Annotated in this window: 18 protein-coding genes; 11 read left to right on the top strand and 7 right to left on the bottom strand. The window is 40.4% G+C overall.

The annotated features are described in order from the left end of the window. Positions 1-46: 46 nt before the first annotated feature. Both ACTRWE_RS02045 and speE read right to left on the bottom strand, forming a co-directional pair. On the bottom strand, positions 47-2,089 hold the full coding sequence (locus tag ACTRWE_RS02045) for a glycoside hydrolase family 97 protein (RefSeq protein ID WP_462879426.1): 2,043 nt from the start codon (positions 2,087-2,089) through the stop codon (positions 47-49). 139 nt (positions 2,090-2,228) lie between these two features. After that, complete coding sequence (gene speE, locus ACTRWE_RS02040) at positions 2,229-3,092, bottom strand: polyamine aminopropyltransferase (RefSeq protein ID WP_462879425.1); 864 nt, start codon at positions 3,090-3,092, stop codon at positions 2,229-2,231. 199 nt (positions 3,093-3,291) lie between these two features. On the opposite strand from speE, the gene speA reads away from it, so the two are divergent. From speA to ACTRWE_RS02020, 4 genes are read left to right on the top strand one after another with little or no spacing between them, the layout of a single operon-like run. Continuing rightward, the gene (gene speA, locus ACTRWE_RS02035; RefSeq protein ID WP_028834838.1) at positions 3,292-5,172 is read left to right on the top strand and encodes a biosynthetic arginine decarboxylase; all 1,881 of its coding nucleotides are present in this window, start codon (positions 3,292-3,294) and stop codon (positions 5,170-5,172) included. Positions 5,173-5,232: 60 nt separating this feature from the next. Then, positions 5,233-6,105 (top strand): acyltransferase, encoded by an 873-nt coding sequence (locus tag ACTRWE_RS02030; RefSeq protein WP_138561348.1) that lies wholly within the window; start codon positions 5,233-5,235, stop codon positions 6,103-6,105. Between the two features lie 18 nt (positions 6,106-6,123). Beyond that, positions 6,124-7,044: an acetyltransferase gene (locus ACTRWE_RS02025; RefSeq protein WP_013466094.1), complete on the top strand. Its 921-nt coding sequence runs from the start codon at positions 6,124-6,126 to the stop codon at positions 7,042-7,044. Continuing rightward, positions 7,041-8,300, top strand: coding sequence for a mechanosensitive ion channel family protein (locus ACTRWE_RS02020; RefSeq protein ID WP_462879424.1), 1,260 nt, complete (start codon positions 7,041-7,043; stop codon positions 8,298-8,300). Before ACTRWE_RS02025 ends, ACTRWE_RS02020 begins: the two co-directional genes overlap by 4 nt. On the opposite strand, the gene chrA is transcribed toward ACTRWE_RS02020, so the two are convergent. Continuing rightward, entirely contained in the window at positions 8,260-9,411 is a 1,152-nt protein-coding gene (gene chrA / locus ACTRWE_RS02015; RefSeq protein ID WP_462879423.1) for a chromate efflux transporter, read from the bottom strand. The genes ACTRWE_RS02020 and chrA overlap by 41 nt on opposite strands. A 184-nt stretch (positions 9,412-9,595) precedes the next feature. Here chrA and ACTRWE_RS02010 point away from each other — a divergent pair, with 184 nt between their 5' ends. Together ACTRWE_RS02010 and ACTRWE_RS02005 are read left to right on the top strand one after the other, a co-directional pair. After that, positions 9,596-10,228 (top strand): OmpA family protein, encoded by a 633-nt coding sequence (locus ACTRWE_RS02010; protein WP_016899327.1) that lies wholly within the window; start codon positions 9,596-9,598, stop codon positions 10,226-10,228. Positions 10,229-10,323: 95 nt separating this feature from the next. Beyond that, positions 10,324-10,989, top strand: coding sequence for a hypothetical protein (locus ACTRWE_RS02005; protein ID WP_462879422.1), 666 nt, complete (start codon positions 10,324-10,326; stop codon positions 10,987-10,989). 14 nt (positions 10,990-11,003) lie between these two features. Here ACTRWE_RS02005 and ACTRWE_RS02000 read toward each other — a convergent pair whose 3' ends face one another. Continuing rightward, positions 11,004-12,782, bottom strand: coding sequence for an ABC transporter transmembrane domain-containing protein (locus ACTRWE_RS02000; RefSeq protein ID WP_462879421.1), 1,779 nt, complete (start codon positions 12,780-12,782; stop codon positions 11,004-11,006). A gap of 88 nt (positions 12,783-12,870) precedes the next feature. Here ACTRWE_RS02000 and ACTRWE_RS01995 point away from each other — a divergent pair, with 88 nt between their 5' ends. From ACTRWE_RS01995 to ACTRWE_RS01980, 4 genes are all read left to right on the top strand, one after another. After that, positions 12,871-13,269 (top strand): DUF3224 domain-containing protein, encoded by a 399-nt coding sequence (locus tag ACTRWE_RS01995; RefSeq protein ID WP_008109495.1) that lies wholly within the window; start codon positions 12,871-12,873, stop codon positions 13,267-13,269. 17 nt (positions 13,270-13,286) lie between these two features. Beyond that, entirely contained in the window at positions 13,287-13,469 is a 183-nt protein-coding gene (locus ACTRWE_RS01990) for a hypothetical protein (RefSeq protein ID WP_008109493.1), read from the top strand. A 9-nt stretch (positions 13,470-13,478) separates the two neighbouring features. Then, positions 13,479-14,096 carry a LysE family translocator gene (locus tag ACTRWE_RS01985; protein ID WP_462879420.1) on the top strand — a complete coding sequence of 206 codons (618 nt, stop codon included), beginning with the start codon at positions 13,479-13,481 and terminating at the stop codon, positions 14,094-14,096. 77 nt (positions 14,097-14,173) lie between these two features. Further along, complete coding sequence (locus ACTRWE_RS01980) at positions 14,174-14,716, top strand: PH domain-containing protein (RefSeq protein ID WP_427684783.1); 543 nt, start codon at positions 14,174-14,176, stop codon at positions 14,714-14,716. Between the two features lie 101 nt (positions 14,717-14,817). On the opposite strand, the gene ACTRWE_RS01975 is transcribed toward ACTRWE_RS01980, so the two are convergent. The 3 genes from ACTRWE_RS01975 to ACTRWE_RS01965 form a co-directional block, all read right to left on the bottom strand. Beyond that, positions 14,818-15,717, bottom strand: coding sequence for a hypothetical protein (locus tag ACTRWE_RS01975; protein WP_462879418.1), 900 nt, complete (start codon positions 15,715-15,717; stop codon positions 14,818-14,820). A 159-nt stretch (positions 15,718-15,876) separates the two neighbouring features. Next, positions 15,877-16,221 (bottom strand): rhodanese-like domain-containing protein, encoded by a 345-nt coding sequence (locus tag ACTRWE_RS01970; RefSeq protein WP_462879417.1) that lies wholly within the window; start codon positions 16,219-16,221, stop codon positions 15,877-15,879. Positions 16,222-16,226: 5 nt separating this feature from the next. Continuing rightward, positions 16,227-16,415: a YgaP family membrane protein gene (locus tag ACTRWE_RS01965; protein WP_008467276.1), complete on the bottom strand. Its 189-nt coding sequence runs from the start codon at positions 16,413-16,415 to the stop codon at positions 16,227-16,229. 131 nt (positions 16,416-16,546) lie between these two features. Here ACTRWE_RS01965 and ACTRWE_RS01960 point away from each other — a divergent pair, with 131 nt between their 5' ends. Continuing rightward, on the top strand, positions 16,547-16,849 hold the full coding sequence (locus tag ACTRWE_RS01960; protein WP_008467273.1) for an ArsR/SmtB family transcription factor: 303 nt from the start codon (positions 16,547-16,549) through the stop codon (positions 16,847-16,849). Positions 16,850-16,852: the final 3 nt, after the last annotated feature.

The following is a 16,852-nucleotide window of genomic DNA, read 5'->3' as shown; positions in this document are numbered from 1 at the left end:
TGGTTGCAGATAGCGTTAATTTATTATCTAGAGTTCAGATTAACTACTAGAGGGCTTTAAAACGAATGGCTGTACCGCCACTGGTGGCCAATTTTAATGTTAGCTTATCGCTTGCGGTAACAGTGCGTTTTTCAATGCTTAAATCATAAGGATTGTTCTTCCATTCAGCGTTTTTACCGTCTTGGTAGATTTGCGCTTCAAACTGTTTATCTTTATCTAAGAAGTCGAGTTTAACCTCAATGGTGCGGGCGTTTTCATCAGTTACAGCGCCTAAGTACCAGTCATTACCAGTGTACTGATCGCGTTTACGTTCTTTTCGTGCAAATACAATAAAGTCGCCTACTTCTCCATCAAGCGCAATACTTTGTTGCCAATCGGTCGGTACGTCTTGAATAAATTGAAAAGCATCGGGCTTAGCTAAATAATTTTTAGGTAAATCAGCCGCCATTTGAATTGGGCTGTACATTACAACATAAAGTGCTAATTGCTTTGCAAGTGTTGTTTGCGGGCGATTTGTATCGCCACCTAAGCCATTAAAGCTCATATCAAAAATACCCGGTGTAAAGTCCATTGGGCCTGCGAGCATACGCGTAAAAGCAAGCATTGGAATGTGCTCTGGTGGATTGGGTGGCGTGCCCCATGCGTTAAATTCTTGGCCGCGAGCGCCTTCACGAGCAATCCAATTAGGGTAAGTTCGGCGAAGGCCGGTGTCTTTTATTGGCTCATGAGTATTAATACTTATTTTATGTTTTGCAGCTAGCTTAACGTTGTATAAGTACTCATTAACCATAAATTGGCCGTCATGCCACTCAAAACGGGCAATGCCGTTTTCATCAATGCGTTTAATATTGCCACCATCGGCCACATAACCGGTTTTAATTTGGCTTACATTTGATTGCTCGTAAAGCGCAAAAGCGTCTTCCATTTGATTACGATAATTTGTTACGTTACCTGAGGTTTCATGGTGGCCAATTAACTGCACCCCTTTTTGCTTACCATAGCGGGTAAGCTCCTCAATATCAAAGTCATCATATGCTTGGGTAAAGCTAAATACATCGCCATTAAAAAACCAGTCGCCATCCCAACCGGTGTTCCAACCTTCAATTAATACACCATCAAAGCCGTATTTTGCGGCAAAGTCCATGTAGTATTTAGTATTTTTTGTGGTAGCACCGTGTTTTTCGCCACTACCCCAAGTATTCTCATTAATGTGCATGCCCCACCAAATACCTACGTATTTGCCTGGTTTAACCCACGATACATCACCGAGCTTATTTGGCTCATTTAGATTTAAAATAATATCTGAATTAACTAAGTCTACCGCATGTTCGCCAATTTGAATGGTGCGCCAAGGTGTATTAAATTCACCGTGCTTTTTGACTGCTATACCATCTGACCATGGCGTTAAATCGGCGCTAAAAGTGCCTGGGCGACGTTGGTTAAGCACCATGCCCGCATAATCGACTAGGGCTGCTTCATGAATACTGACATGCACGCCGTTGCCATTTTTAAAAGTAAAAGGGGTGTGAGCGAGTGCAGCATCTTGTAAGGCTGTGGTGTTGTAGACATATTCGTAACGATTCCAACCGCGAGCAGGTATCCACCATGCAGTGGCTTTATCGGCACCGGCGATGGCAAACTCGGTCAGCTCTTTAGTAATTTCTGTTTTTTCAAAACCGGCTTGTTTAGGGACTTCATAGCGAAATCCCACACCGCTATCAAAGGCTTTAAATCGCACTGTGTATGTGCCACCGTGGGGTGCGGGTTTATCAAAGGTAACGGCAATTTCATTGTGCTTGTCGACAACGGTTTGACGCTCTCCCCAAGGTTGCTGCCATTGACTATCGGTTTGTGAGCGAGTTACTTCACTAATAACAAAACCTTCATCAAATGGCGCTTGGCTTTTAAATCTAAAACCTAAATGTGACTGCGTAATAACAGGTTTACCATTAAAGCTAATAGAATAGTAAGGAGATGAAGATTGATCAGATATGGTGATTTTAATTTTTTGATCAGGCGATTCCAGCATGGCTTCTTTTGCAAAAGCGCTGCTTGAAAGTAAAGCAACTAGCAGTAAAGGTAATCTCATTGTGCGTCCTTTATGTCAAATTGTAGACTATGAGCATAAAGTGAAGGTGGGGTTATTACGAGATGACTGCAAACGTATTCAATGTAATTAAACACATAAAAAAAGGCTCTAGCGAGCCCTGTTTTGTATTTATAACTTATTATTTTTTATCAAAAGCGCGTTTCATGTAATTAGGTGTTGCGAGTGCACCGTGATGAATGCCGCCATTGTAGTATTCACTATGCTCAGCAATTATGGCTGCGCCGTCTTCTCTAAAGCCATTAAATGCTTCAGATTTGCGAGCTAGCGTCACTGACCATAACCCACTTGGGTAAATAGGTTGTGGGAATGGAAGAGTTTGTAAATCGTTAAAACCAACACTTAGCATAGCTTCGCGCATTTCAACCAACAGTGGCATATGCATTAATGGCGATTCACTTTGTTGTACCAGTATTCCACCAGAGCGAAGTGCGTTTAAACAGCTAGTATAAAACGCATGGTTAAATAAACCTTCACCTGGGCCTACCGGATCAGTACCATCAACAATTACTACATCAATAGACTCACCAGCTGCTTCGCGCATGTATTTAATGCCATCGTCAAACATCACAGTAGCACGTGGGTCGTTATTTGATTCACATAACTCAGGGAAGTACTTTAACGACATTTGGGTAACCACTTCGTCAATATCTATTTGTGTAACAGTTTCTACACTTGGGTGCTTGAGCACTTCACGTAATGTACCGCAATCGCCGCCACCAATAATAACTACGTTTTTTGGGTTTGGATGCGCCAGTAATGCTGGGTGGCTGATCATTTCGTGGTAAAAAAAGTTTTCACGGCTACTTACCATAGTACAACCATCAATGATCATTAAATTACCAAAGTCTGTGGTTTCAAACATTTCTACTTTTTGAAAAGGAGACTGTTTTTCATCTAACTTTTTGTTAATACGTAATGAAAATGCGCTGCCATCGCGGTCGCTAATTTCAGTAAACCACTTACTTTGATCTAAATTTGCCATAGTTGTTGTTACACTTTTGGTTGAGTATGAAAAAAAGGAGGCAATTCTGCCAGTGCTTGGCCTATTGCTCAATCAAATTTTACTCTCTTTAGCGAATAAAGTTAGCTATAAAGAGGGGAAAGTTCAATTTTTGTTAGCTTAGCAGATAGTGACGTATTAAAATGCCTCTTTACACCTAATTTAATAAAGAAGAGTTGCCATGACTTGGGGTTTAGAAACAGCACGTGCTACATACAATGTTGCTCATTGGAGCGATGGTTATTTTGATATTAACGCACAAGGTGAGTTGATAGCCTATCCGGATGGCGACCAAACAAAACCTGCCATTTCTTTAAGTCAGCTTACTGAGCAATTTAAGCAGCAAGGGTTAACATTGCCCGTACTGGTGCGCTTTACTGATATTTTAAAAAATCGTGTAGATACGCTCACCAATGCCTTCACTCAAGCGCGCACTAACCGCGAATATAACGGCAAATACACCTGTGTTTATCCTATCAAAGTAAACCAACAGCGCTCTGTTGTGAGTAAGTTATTAGCTCACCCAAGTGGCCTAGTGGGACTTGAAGCTGGTTCTAAGCCTGAACTAATGGCCATTTTAGGGGTGGCGAAAGAGCCTATTACTATTGTATGTAACGGCTACAAAGACAGCGAGTTTTTACGTTTAGCCTGTATTGGTCAAGCAATGGGACACAGCGTTAAAATTGTGGTTGAAAAACTCTCAGAGCTAACCACATTGCTTGAAGAAATTGATAATTTAGGCATTGAACCGGCTATTGGAATTCGTATTCGCTTAAATTCGGTTGGCAAAGGTAAATGGCAAAATACCGGTGGTGAAAAAGGTAAGTTTGGTTTAACCGCAGGACAAGTACTCAGTGCAGTGGAAGTACTTAAGCAACATAACAAGTTGCATTTAATGCAAATGGTGCATTTTCATATTGGTTCTCAAATCGCCAATATTCGTGATATCCATCGTGCCTTGCGCGAATGTGCTCGCCATTTTGCTGAATTAACTCAATACGGTGTACCGCTAAATACGGTTGATGTGGGTGGCGGGCTTGGCGTTGACTACGAAGGCTCAGGCTCACGCAGTGCCTGCTCAATGAACTACACAGTCGAAGAATACGCGCGTAACGTAGTGAATGCATTTGCCGATGTGTGCGATCAGCATAACTTAACGCACCCTGCTATTATTACCGAATCTGGCCGTGCATTAACGGCTCATCATGCAGTGTTGATCACTGATGTCATTGATGTAGAAAAAGCACCGAATCATTTAAACCCAGAACCGCCATTGGAAAACAGCGCATTAGTGCTAGATGAAATGTGGCAATGCTTACAACGTTTGAACCCACGTATGGCACTTGAAATATATCATGATGCTATGCACTTATTTAGCGAAGCACACGATCAATACGTGCATGGTTTAGTGAGCATGCTAGAGTGGGCGAAAATAGAGCAGCTTTACTTTACGATTTTACACCGAGTTCGTGCATCGTTAAGCGTTAACGCACGTGCTCATCGCGAAGTGCTAGATGATTTAAACGAAAAGCTAGCCGATAAACTGTTTGTGAATTTTTCATTGTTTCAGTCATTACCTGATGTATGGGGTATTCAGCAGTTATTTCCGGTCATGCCCATCGAAAACCTAACGCAGCCGCTTACTCAGCGCGCGATTATCCAAGACATTACTTGTGATTCTGACGGGCAAATACGTGAGTACGTTGAAGGTGCAGGTATTGAAACTAGTTTACCTATCCCTGAATATACACAAGGTCAGCAGTATCATATTGCCATGTTTATGGTGGGGGCATACCAAGAGATTTTAGGTGACTTACATAACCTATTTGGTGATACCGACTCAGTCCATGTTGAGCTTAATGAGCAAGGATATGTATTAACCAATGCCATTAAAGGTGACAGCGTTAAGGATGTATTAAAATTTGTTGATTATGATAGCGAGTTATTAGCTGATAACTTTGCCACTCAAATTAATAAACTTGATGTATCAGAACACTGTAAAGAAGGGTACCTAGCCGAGCTCAATGCAGGGCTTGAGGGCTACACCTATTTTGAAGATTAATTTAGTTGCATAGTTAAGCGCGGTCTTAGTGGCTGCGCGATGTTTAAAGGAATAGAAGTAATGTCAGTTATTCGCAGTGTATTTAGTATTTTCTTTTATACAATAAACACTCTTTTTTGGTTTGTGCCTATTTTTATTTGTGGCATCGTTAAGTTAATCCCAATCAAACCACTACAAAAATTAATGAGCTGGACGGCCAAGCAATGTGCCTCTATTTGGGTGACCTTCAACACGTTAAATCAGACGTTATTAACGCCAACTAAACTTAATGTTATTGGCCTTGAAGAGCTTAAATCAAAAGATTGGTACCTAGTCATTGCTAACCACCAAAGCTGGGTGGATATTTTAGTGTTACAGCGGGTGTTTAACCGAAAAATACCTTTTTTGAACTTCTTTTTGAAAAAAGAGCTTATTTACGTGCCTGTTTTAGGTTTATGTTGGTGGGCACTCGACTTTCCTTTTATGACCCGCACCAGTAAAAGCCAATTAAAAAAGAATCCTAAATTGCGTGGTAAAGATTTAGAAACCACCCGTAAAGCCTGTGAAAAATTTAAAGAAATGCCAGTCAGTGTGGTTAACTTTGTTGAAGGGACGCGTTTTACAGCGCAAAAGCATGCGCGTCAAAATAGCCCGTTTCCTCACTTACTTAAACCGAAAGCGGGTGGTGTGGCGTTTGTAATGCAAGCCATGGGTGAGCAAATTTCTAAAGTGGTAAATGTCACTATTCATTACCCTGAGGGCATTCCTACCTTTATGGATTTTGCAGCCGGTAAAGTAAAACACATTGATGTACATGTTGAAGTAAAAGGCGTTAGTGACGACTTAATTGGTGATTACACTAATGATCCTGACTTTAGAGTACGCTTTCAAAGTGAATTAAATCGCGTGTGGGAAGAAAAAAACCAGACGTTGGTTAATCTCAAACAAAAATAACAAAATGAGCTGACAGTTATGCTAAAAAAATGGTTACCTAATTGGTTAAATGGCTTAATTGTTGGCTGTGTTTTATTTGCTAATTTAATAATATTTGGCGCATTAGTGCTTACCCTAGGGTTAGTTAAATTAGTGCTGCCCATACCTGTAGTGAGTAAATTATTACACAGTGCGTATAAAGGGTGGTGCAAAGGTAACCGCTTAGGGCTGTGGTTAGGCTGTAATAATATTAAAGTTAATATTAGTGGGGAGGTAAACGCCAACAGTTGGTATTTGCTAATCAGTAATCATATTAGCTGGCTTGATATTGCGGTATTGAGCTCGTTGGATGCATTGCCAGCCCCTAAGTTTTTTTTAAAAGATGAGCTTAAATACGTGCCATTTATTGGCACTGGTGCGTGGGCGATGGGTATGCCCTTTATGAAACGAGTGACCAAAGCGCAATTGGCTAAAAATCCGAATTTAAAAGGCTTAGATGTCGAGCGTACTAAGCGCAGTTGCCGTAACTTTCGTCATCATCCTACAACCATAGTTAACTTTGTAGAAGGTACGCGTTTTACTGCGCAAAAGCACCAGCATCAACAAAGTCCTTTTCAGCATTTATTAAAACCTAAGGCTGGTGGAACTGCTTTTGCCTTAGAGGTTTTAAACGAGCAGTTTGACGCTATGCTTAACACCAGTTTAGTGTATAGCGGTCAGTCAGATCATGTGTGTCGTAATATTTTAAAAGGCGAGTTGGAGTCTATTCATATTACTATTGAGGTTATGCCAATAAATACACAGATGATTGGCAGTTACCAAACCGATAAGGCATTCAGGGCCCAGTTTCAGCAATACTTAAATAACTTATGGACAGTAAAAGATAAGCAATTAAGCGCTATTCATATTCAACAAGCTAGTACTGAATTAACACCCAGTAAGGAAATTGAAATACCATGAGCAAAACACACCTACAGGAGCTAATTACTCCTTGGTTTGAAAAAGTCCCCGATGCTTTTTTTCTCAGCGCAATCACCGCCTCATCAATTGGCATCCTTTCGTTATTATTTGTTTACTTATTTACTCGTCGCTTGATGTTACCGGGTATTCAAAAGGTGGTGACTAAACTCTCTCCTGAGCGTATTGGTTCATTGTCACCTATGTTAACTAAGCTGAATAAGCGGATTGCCTGCTTGCTGTGCTGTGTGCTTTTTTTAGCCACATTTGATAGTGTTTATCCGGTTAATGCAATTGCTCAAGAGATCCTTAAAACCATTGGCCAAGCATTATTAATTATTTATATTGGTTTTATTATTAGCAGTATTGTAAGCATTGCTGGTGCTATTTATAACCAATTAGATTTTGCCCGCGAAGTGCCCATTCAAGGGTTAATTCAAGTGGTTAAGCTGATCACCTTTATTGTGTGTTCAATATTAATTGTTAGTATTGTGCTTGAAAAATCGCCGACTTATATTCTCTCTGGTTTTGGTGCGATCGCCGCTGTTACTTTATTAGTATTTAAAGACACCATATTAGGTTTTGTCGCCAGCATTCAAATTGCCGCTAATCGTTTAGTGACCTATGGGGACTGGATCCAAGTAGATAACTACGGCGCCGATGGCGAAGTAATTGATTTAGGACTTAATACTGTAAAAGTGCGTAACTGGGATAACACCATAACGACTATACCCACTTATATGCTGGTGGCCGGTTCATTTAAAAATTGGCGCGGTATGCAAGAATCTGGTGGGCGACGCATCAAGCGTTCTTTAAACATTGATATGAACAGCATCTTTTTAGTTGATGATGACTTTAAAGCGCAAATAGAAGCGGCAATACCACTGCAAGAATATATTCGACTAGGCACACTTCCCGATCCGGTGTCGAACTTAGGGTTATTTCGTCGCTATGCAGAGGGTTACTTAAAACAACACAGTAAAATCAATACCTCGCTCACACTCATGGTGCGTGAACTACAACCGCTTAACCATGGCCTCCCGATTGAGTTTTACTGCTTTAGTGAAGACAAACGTTGGATATCTTACGAGCATTTACAAGCTGAAATTATGGATCATTTACTGGCCGTATTACCGGTGTTTGGACTGCGCGCTTATCAAAGTGTTAGTGGGCAGTTAAGCCCAGCTGACGGGGTGAATATGGCGGGCAAACCTAGTATTAAAGTGCCCAATAATGCTGTCCAAGGCCAACACCAATAAACAATAATAATAGCCACCAAATAGGTGGCTTTTTCATACGTAGCCACGCAAATGTAGCAATCACTAATGCAATATGCCACACACTATTAATAGCTGAAGTCCAAATGGGCGAATACAATGCTGCAGCTAAAAAACCAACCACGGCGGCATTAAGCGAGGCAATTGAGCTGGCAAAGCGGGGCTTACTGGCTAAATTAATCCAGCTTTTCTGAAATGCCAACATCAGTAAAAACCCTGGGGTGAATATCAATAATGTAGCTATGATTGCGCCCATTATTGGCTGCTCGGTATTTAGCTGCGCGCCTAAGTAGGTGGCTATTGTAAACATAGGCCCAGGTATAGCCTGAGCACTGGCGTAAGCCGTTAAAAATTGATCATCACTTAACGTTGGCACACCCGCTTGAAGTACTGGCAACACAACATGCCCGCCACCAAATACCATAGCACCAGCTTGGTAAAAAGGCGCAAATAACGCAAATTCTTGCCCTATTGGAATAAAGCTAACTCCAAGCAGTAGCGCAAATAAACTAAGTGCAACCCAGTTAACTTTCCCCTGATCACTGCTAGTTTGCTGTGATAAATCACCTAATTTTAAGAGTGGCCAGATAGCGCCGACTGCGGCCGCAATCAGTAAAATAATAATTTGTGTACTTAACATCGGCAGTAGAACAAGAGCTAGGGTGCTTATAACTGCAATTAGCTTAAGGATTAGATTGCTGCAAAAGCTTTTCGCCATACTAAGGGTCGCATCAGCAACAATAACCACGGCAAATAGTTTCAAACCTGCAATAATAGCAAAATAAACAGCATCAAACTGATGTGCACTTATTGCAATTAGTACCATGATCAAAAACGAAGGCAGGGTAAAGCCTATAAACGCAGCGATACCACCGAGTACACCAGCACGTTCTACGCCAATAGCAAAGCTAACCTGACTTGAACCAGGGCCTGGCAGAGCTTGACTTAAGCTAATTAGCTGCGCGTAACGCGCTGTACTTAACCAGCGAAGCGAATCAACAAAGTGGTGCTTAAAGTAACCTAAATGCGCGGCAGGGCCGCCAAAGCTCATGCAGCCAAGCAAAAAGAACTGTCTAAAAATCGCAATTAACATAGTGTCCATCGCCTTTTGATAAATCATAAAATTGTCACAAACAAGTATGACATTATTATGAAACGCTATCACTACTTCCTTATTTGATAGGCAATATCAACGCTTATACATTATTCTTCATTGTTGGTTCATACATATATTTGCATAATCGCAATAATAAATTCTAAATGAATAGGAAATTACCATGATGTTAACTAAATCACTTTTAAGTGTCACTGTCGTTGCTGTATTACTTTCTGGCTGTGAAATGAATAACACAGGTAAAGGTGCCGCTATTGGTGCAGCCGCGGGTGGTATTTTAGGTAAAGCTACAGGTAATCATAAAGATAAGCGTATTTTTATTGGTGCAGCTATTGGTGCGCTAGCGGGTGCTGCTGTAGGTGATTACATGGATAAACAAGAAGCTGCTTTTCGTGATGAGTTAGCGGGTTCGGGAGTTGAAGTGGTTCGTGAAGGCGATAACTTACGCTTAGTGATGCCCTCTAATATTACGTTTGCGACTGATCAATCTTATATTTCATCGGGCTTTCATGACACTCTAAATGCGATAGCAAGTGTAATGAATAAATACGAAAAAACCTACTTAAGTGTTGAAGGTCACACCGACAGCACGGGCAAAGACAGTTACAACATGACTCTTTCAGAGCAGCGTGCACAAAGTGTAAAAAACTACTTAGTGAACCAGCAAATTATGGCGGCACGAGTAAGCACGAGTGGCTATGGCGAATCACGCCCAATAGCGACTAACGATACCGCGAATGGTCGTGCGCAAAATCGCCGCGTCGAAATTCAAATAGTGCCTAATACACAAGGTTAATAGCTAAAACCGCGCAAATGCGTGGTTTTGCATATTTTAATGGCACTTTTGCCTGCGTTAGCTGTCACAAATAGTTCTTCGGTAAGGACATATTTATGGCAGCGTGGCGCACGGCAATTATTTTATCAATATGTTTACACGGATTAGTTTTGCTTTTTGTTGCCACATTAAAAGCACCTGACATAAAACCACCGCAATCAACCCCCATTAAAGCTTATATGGTAAGTGTGCCAGCTAAAATTAAAGCAACACAACAAGTCCCTCAACAACGCGCTCATACAAATAAACATAAAGAAATTAAATCTATTGAGCCTATTAATGCAACCCAATCAAAACCACTAAATATTAATTATAAAAAAACAGAGAAAACGACTAAGCCGCTAAATACCACCACGAAAAATACTCAGCCTGTAATTTTAAAGCCTTATAAAAAGATCGATTTAAACAAAGGACTCAATAGTATTTTACAGCAACAAACTGGCTATTCTGATACTGCAAAGAATGACCCTCAGAAAAAGCGCATTACCGTCCCAAAAGAGCATGCAGGGAAGGTGAAGCCGCTATTAAAAATAGAGCAGCAAAATATGCAATTCACCACTTACCGACGAGGTGATAGCTGTTTTAAAAAGGTATCCGTTGGTGCAGGGGTTATGCCAAAAAATGACTTGCCCGAAAGTTACATAGCTGGTGTAAAGTGCGATAAAACTAAGCTAACTGAGGCTTACGATACCGCAATGAATAAATGGCTTAAAAAGAAGTAGCAACTAAAATGCAATCAATCTAAATTAAACTGTAATTCACATAGTTTTTGATACAAAGGGTTACTTGCCATTAATTGCTGATGAGTGCCTGTAGCTTTTATTTCGCCATTTTCCATTACCACAATCATATCGGCATGTTTTACCGTGGCCAGTCTATGGGCAATAATCAGCGTTGTTCTATTTTGCATTAAGTGTTCAAGTGCGGCCTGAACATGATGCTCGCTTTGCGCATCAAGCGCGCTGGTAGCTTCATCAAGTAGCAGTATTTCTGGATCTTTTAAAATGGCGCGGGCAAGTACAATACGCTGCTTTTGCCCACCCGAAAGCCTAACACCTTGCTCACCTAAAAAGCTGTTATAGCCTTGTGGTAACTGTTTTATAAATTCATCAGCATGTGCATGTTTGGCGGCCGCATAAACTTGCTCGTCACTGGCGCTTGGGTTGCCATAGCGAATGTTATGCATGACATCAAAGCTAAATAAAATCGGGTTTTGTGCCACCATGCCCATTTTGTTGCGTAAGGTGTTTAACGACAACTGTTTAATATCTATATTATGAAACTTAATCGCTCCGCTGGCTGGATCGTAAAAGCGCTGCAATAGTTCAAATAAGGTAGTTTTACCCGCACCGGAAGGGCCAACAATAGCCACAGTTTTACCTGTTTCAATATTTAAGCTGATATTATTTAATGCGCTTACATCTGGGCGAGAAGGGTAATTAAAACTAATACCTTCAAGTGAAATTGCACTGTTGCTGGTTGTTGCATGTAACTCATCATCTTGTGGAATTTCGGGGTTTTGTATTTTACTTTCAACGGCGAGCAGTTCGAGCAATCTTGCTGCGGCTCCTGCGGCGCGCTGTAGTTCACCATAAACCTCTGCAACGGTCGCTACCGACATGGCCACCATAATGGCATAAAACACAAAAGCACCGAGTTCACCGCCCGTCATAGTGCCTGCTAACACATCACTACCGCCTACCCAGAGCATGGCACTAATAGCACTAAAGGTAAGAAAAATAACAGCTGCAATTAAAAACGAACGTTGTTTAATTCGGCTTTTAGCCACATTAAAGGCCTTTTCGGTTTCAAGCGCAAAAGCAGATTGTTCTTGTTGTTCGTGGCTATAACTTTGTACCACTTTTATGTTTTGAATGATCTCACCCGCGTAGGTGCTTATATCGGCAATAGCATCTTGGCTAGAACTGGCGAGTTTGCGCACCTTTTTACCAAACACTATCATAGGCACCAGTACCAAGGGCACACAGGCCACCACTACTAACGTGAGTTTTAAGTTAGTGAATAACAACATGGCTAAACCACCTACCAGCATCAGTGCGCTGCGCAGCGCCATTGAAAATGACGAACCAATGATAGATTGCAACAAAGTGGTGTCGGTGGTTAAGCGTGACATTAGCTCACCGCTGCGGTTTTCTTCAAAGTAACTTGGGTGCAAGGTAACAATACGATTAAACACGGCTTTTCGAATGTCGTTACTGACTCGTTCGCCAATCCACGACATTAAATAAAATCGGCTGAATGTACCCACTGCCAATAAACTGATCAAACCAATTAATACCAACACAGCTTGTTGTAATTGCGCTTGCGAGCCGGCAATAAAGCCATGATCAATCACAAATTTAACGCCTTGCCCTAGCGATAAGTTAACTCCTGCGGTGGCAAGTAACGCCACTAAAGCCCCTAAAACTACCCATTTATAAGGCTTAATAAAATTGAATATAGGGAATAAAGCGCTAAAGGCGGCTTTATCTAAAGCAGGCTTGTCTGTAGGCATAGTAGATTCTTATTGATGATTAAGGTATAGATATGGCATCAATAGATTAAAAATCAATAGTATTAAAAATCATCAATAAGGAAAAATTATGACAACTAAACAGGTAACAGGCGAGTTTACCGTTACATTAGCGCCTATAGAGGGGTATGCACACGGGCAGCAAGGCGTTAATTTAGGTCGTATGTCGATTGATAAACAATTTACTGGTGGCCTAACCGCAACTAGCCAAGGTGAAATGCTCAGCGCCATGACCCCCACCCAAGGCAGTGCCGGTTATGTGGCTATTGAACAAGTAATAGGCGAACTTGATGGTTTGCAAGGTGGTTTTGTACTGCAGCATTTTGGCACCATGGATAAAGGCCAAGATAGCTTGATTTTAAAAGTGGTACCCGACTCAGGCACTGATGAGCTCGCAGGATTAACAGGCAGTATGAAAATACGGATTGAGCAAGGGATTCACCATTACGATTTTGAATACATGTTATAAGTTCAATAAGGATTAAAATGCAAAAAGTAATCGAATTCAGAAAGGCCCGTTTTTTGGGTGGGGTAGATATAGTCGCACTAAATGATCGCATACAGGAATTAAACCAAGACGGCTGGAAAGTAATAAACGCAGTGCCATTGACAGGCTTTTATGGGCAAGTGCATGGTTATGCATTACTTATTGAAAATGAAGAAATATAAGGGTTACTAATGGCATTATCATTATGGTTTAGCTTAGCACTGGTATGCATGATGGGCGCAATGTCGCCAGGGCCTAGTTTAGCTGTGGTATTAAAGCATAGCTTAAATGGCGGGATGAAAAATGGCATGCTGGCAGCGTTAAGCCATGGTTTTGGCGTTGGCTTATATGCAGCGGCCTCATTATTGGGATTAGGCGCATTGATGTTGCAGTTTCCTACTGTGTATCAATTTTTAGTGTACTTAGGGGCAGCCTATTTAGCGTATTTAGGTTTGAAAATACTATTTTCAAAACCTAACGACAGCGAGCTGCAAGTTCAAAAAAGTGCGGTGAGCAGTTCTAAGGCGTTACAAGATGGTTTTGCGATTGCATTTTTAAACCCTAAGTTGGCAATTTTCTTTTTGGCGCTATTTTCGCAGTTTATCGATCCAGAAAACCTTACATTAAACATCGGTATTATTATGTGCTTAACCGTTTTTGTAATAGATACTGGCTGGTATTTATTAGTGGCTTTACTTACTGAGATGTCTAAAAAGCGCTTTGGCTTTACCAAACAAAATGTGTGGTTAGATAGACTATTAGGTATGGTATTTATTGCACTTGCGATTAAAGTGGTTATTGGATTTTAACTATCGAAGTGGTTGAATTGCGTACAGTTGATAATTAATGTAACTTAAAAAGACTATAATTTAAAAGTGATAAAACGATGTCTAATATAATTTTAAAAAGTGCCACTTTTGATAACAAAGTTAAACAGTACTGGATGTGCTTAGCTGCAATATTTAGCCTTTTTCCAGTTGTAACTATTGTGTTTTTACCCGTTGTATTGCTTTTGGTGTGGCTAGTCGCAGGTCGAGTATTAGCAGCTATGTCGGCCGATTTGCTAGAGCGCAAGCTAGTGGTTAAACGCGGTATTTTGTTTAAAGAAGAAAAATCGATTCCGCTTGAAAAAATCACTGATGTGGGATTAAGTCAGGGGCCATTAATGCGACTATTTGGTTTATACCGCTTAAGCTTTGAAACTGCAGGGCAGTCTGGTCACGGTGCATTAGTATCGTTACTTGGGGTAGTTAATGCCAGTGAATTTCGTGAAGCCATTTTAACTCAAAAAGATAACCTCACTTCAGATCAGCCAGCCCAATCTAATAACGATGAACCACAAAGCCAAGTAGAGCTCATCCGCTCGCTTACCTATAGCGTAAAAAATATCGAGCAAATGCTAGTTACACTTCTGGAAGAGAAAAAATGATTAGGTCATATAGGGAGCTAAAGGGAATATGGTTAAGTAAGGATTGCTTTTGGCTTGTTTATTTGTAGGCGCCATCCGATGACGCCTACAACATGCTAACCCTAAGTATCTCTATTATTAGTGTTCGAAATATACGAGGACATTGATGATGACAGATTTCTATCTAAAGCATTTTTTAAGCATTGGGAGACTGATGGCGCTGATATTTTATAGTGATTTAATGCAATACCGTCTAAATAAGTTAAATAAGGGTTTACCGATAAACTGAGCGCACCTAACTCTTTTATCCACTTCGCTAAAAAAATAACACGGTATTGCCCGTCGCTTCCATTGTTAAGATTAACTTCTAAATTAAAATTCTTACTCACCTCACTCCACGGACTCTGATACAAGGTCTCACCAACTATGATCGGTTTTGATGTAAAAAAGCTATCAGGATTTTTAATATTATTTTCAACTTTATGATTTACCCAGTTTTGAATTCGAGATGATGTATATTTTTCAAATACAGCCTTTACTGCATTATTTACATGGGAGGGGCAGTTGTTTTGTCTATCTAGATGAGAAGACTGACTTATTTGATAAAGTGGCATTAGGCTTAGTTCAGTTTGAAGTGTGTGTTTAAATGTTGAGAAATGCTCATCAATTGCTTTTTGTTTAGATATAGCAATAAGATCATTTTTATTTAATATCGTAGCCTCTATATATTTATCTGACTCATTTTTACTATGATTTCCCACAAAAAATGCAAAGTGGTTGTTACCAGAGACATCCATCATAATAACTTTATGCGGATTTGAATCACATGTTTGATCAGCAATAGCAGCTTTTTGATCAGAGGGTGTAGTGTGGCATTGAGCTAATGGTACATTGCTTTTTGCTAGTTCAGAGGCTCTGTCATAATTACAATCTTCACATACCATTAAGGTAATGCTGTCATCAGCATTTACAGAGTGAGCAATACCGAGTAAAAATAGTAATAAAGCGGCAACTTTTTTCATAAAGTCTTCCTTAGACGGGTGTTCCTTTTTTATACACTAGCGTTGAAGTTTATTAATTTCAATCTTTGATTTTAATTGAACATAGTGTTCCTTTAAATTTGGATTATGTTATTTAAGCTCGGCGATCGGTTGATCGCCGAGTGATTTAATTTTTGGCCTTTAAAATGCCTGACAAACAGCTTCTGCTTTACAGGTAATAACTGTGACGTTTTCATAACCTACGCGTGTCAGTGCTTCAGCGCTTAATGTTGCACGCGCACCACTAGCGCAATGTAAGTAAATAGGGCGTGCTGCGTCTTTTTCTATTTCCATTAACTTCATTTCAAGTAAGCCGCGCGGAATATTAATTGCGCCGCTTGCTGCTTTGGTTGCATGTTCAGCCGGTTCACGCACATCAATGAGTAATCCTTTGTTTTCACTGATCTCTTGTTTAGCTTGTTCGGCGTCGATACGACGTTGATTAGGCGTAATAATTTTTAGTAAATCGGGGATAGATGTAAGCATGGTGATTATTCCTTAAAGCCAAGTTTGCGTAATAGAGTGATCATTGGGCACCAGCTAGTAAAAGCTGATTGAATTAAGTTTACAGCGATAAAAGCGGTAAAGTATATCCACTTCGGATCGTGATACGTTTGCAAAAGGATTGATACAACAATCATGATGCCAGCGATAAGACGAAGTGCATTATTGAGTTTCATAATAGTAGGTCACTTATTTGATTGAGTACAGAGCTACTATATTAGATGTTATTAAATTAGTAAATTCTAATATTGGACATTTCTTATCTAGCAATTTATACTAAGTGCATATTTTAGAATAAGAGCATAGTATGAAAATTGACTTTACAGCGATGGCGACTAATGTGGATCAAGCTGAGCAGCTATTAAAAATATTAGCGAATAAAAATCGACTAATGATTTTATGCTCATTACAAGATACCGAAATGAGTGTGTCGCAGCTTAACGAAGCCGTACCGCTAGCGCAGTCTGCGTTATCACAGCACCTAGCGGCACTGCGCAAAGCCAATGTAGTGGCTACTCGCCGCGAAAGCCAAACTATTTATTACCGCGTGATTGATCAAAATGCCGTGCATTTGTTAGGCACATTATATGGACTGTTTTGCAAGGGCTAAAAG

The organism is Pseudoalteromonas sp. G5_S1_54_S4, from assembly GCF_054968565.1.
Note: the sequence above shows the minus strand (reverse complement) of the source record. Positions and strands in the feature narration are given on the sequence as shown.

What these genes read in the sequence shown, in the direction of transcription:
- speA (WP_028834838.1), top strand. Translation starts at nt 3,292, where the DNA reads ATGACTTGGGGTTTAGAAACAGCACGTGCTACATACAATGTTGCTCAT.
- ACTRWE_RS01960 (WP_008467273.1), top strand. Translation starts at nt 16,547, where the DNA reads ATGAAAATTGACTTTACAGCGATGGCGACTAATGTGGATCAAGCTGAG.
- ACTRWE_RS01975 (WP_462879418.1), bottom strand. Translation starts at nt 15,717, where the DNA reads ATGAAAAAAGTTGCCGCTTTATTACTATTTTTACTCGGTATTGCTCAC.
- ACTRWE_RS01995 (WP_008109495.1), top strand. Translation starts at nt 12,871, where the DNA reads ATGACAACTAAACAGGTAACAGGCGAGTTTACCGTTACATTAGCGCCT.
- ACTRWE_RS02030 (WP_138561348.1), top strand. Translation starts at nt 5,233, where the DNA reads ATGTCAGTTATTCGCAGTGTATTTAGTATTTTCTTTTATACAATAAAC.
- ACTRWE_RS01965 (WP_008467276.1), bottom strand. Translation starts at nt 16,415, where the DNA reads ATGAAACTCAATAATGCACTTCGTCTTATCGCTGGCATCATGATTGTT.
- ACTRWE_RS01985 (WP_462879420.1), top strand. Translation starts at nt 13,479, where the DNA reads ATGGCATTATCATTATGGTTTAGCTTAGCACTGGTATGCATGATGGGC.
- chrA (WP_462879423.1), bottom strand. Translation starts at nt 9,411, where the DNA reads ATGTTAATTGCGATTTTTAGACAGTTCTTTTTGCTTGGCTGCATGAGC.
- speE (WP_462879425.1), bottom strand. Translation starts at nt 3,092, where the DNA reads ATGGCAAATTTAGATCAAAGTAAGTGGTTTACTGAAATTAGCGACCGC.
- ACTRWE_RS02045 (WP_462879426.1), bottom strand. Translation starts at nt 2,089, where the DNA reads ATGAGATTACCTTTACTGCTAGTTGCTTTACTTTCAAGCAGCGCTTTT.
- ACTRWE_RS02010 (WP_016899327.1), top strand. Translation starts at nt 9,596, where the DNA reads ATGATGTTAACTAAATCACTTTTAAGTGTCACTGTCGTTGCTGTATTA.
- ACTRWE_RS02000 (WP_462879421.1), bottom strand. Translation starts at nt 12,782, where the DNA reads ATGCCTACAGACAAGCCTGCTTTAGATAAAGCCGCCTTTAGCGCTTTA.
- ACTRWE_RS01970 (WP_462879417.1), bottom strand. Translation starts at nt 16,221, where the DNA reads ATGCTTACATCTATCCCCGATTTACTAAAAATTATTACGCCTAATCAA.
- ACTRWE_RS02005 (WP_462879422.1), top strand. Translation starts at nt 10,324, where the DNA reads ATGGCAGCGTGGCGCACGGCAATTATTTTATCAATATGTTTACACGGA.
- ACTRWE_RS02020 (WP_462879424.1), top strand. Translation starts at nt 7,041, where the DNA reads ATGAGCAAAACACACCTACAGGAGCTAATTACTCCTTGGTTTGAAAAA.
- ACTRWE_RS01990 (WP_008109493.1), top strand. Translation starts at nt 13,287, where the DNA reads ATGCAAAAAGTAATCGAATTCAGAAAGGCCCGTTTTTTGGGTGGGGTA.
- ACTRWE_RS02025 (WP_013466094.1), top strand. Translation starts at nt 6,124, where the DNA reads ATGCTAAAAAAATGGTTACCTAATTGGTTAAATGGCTTAATTGTTGGC.
- ACTRWE_RS01980 (WP_427684783.1), top strand. Translation starts at nt 14,174, where the DNA reads ATGTCTAATATAATTTTAAAAAGTGCCACTTTTGATAACAAAGTTAAA.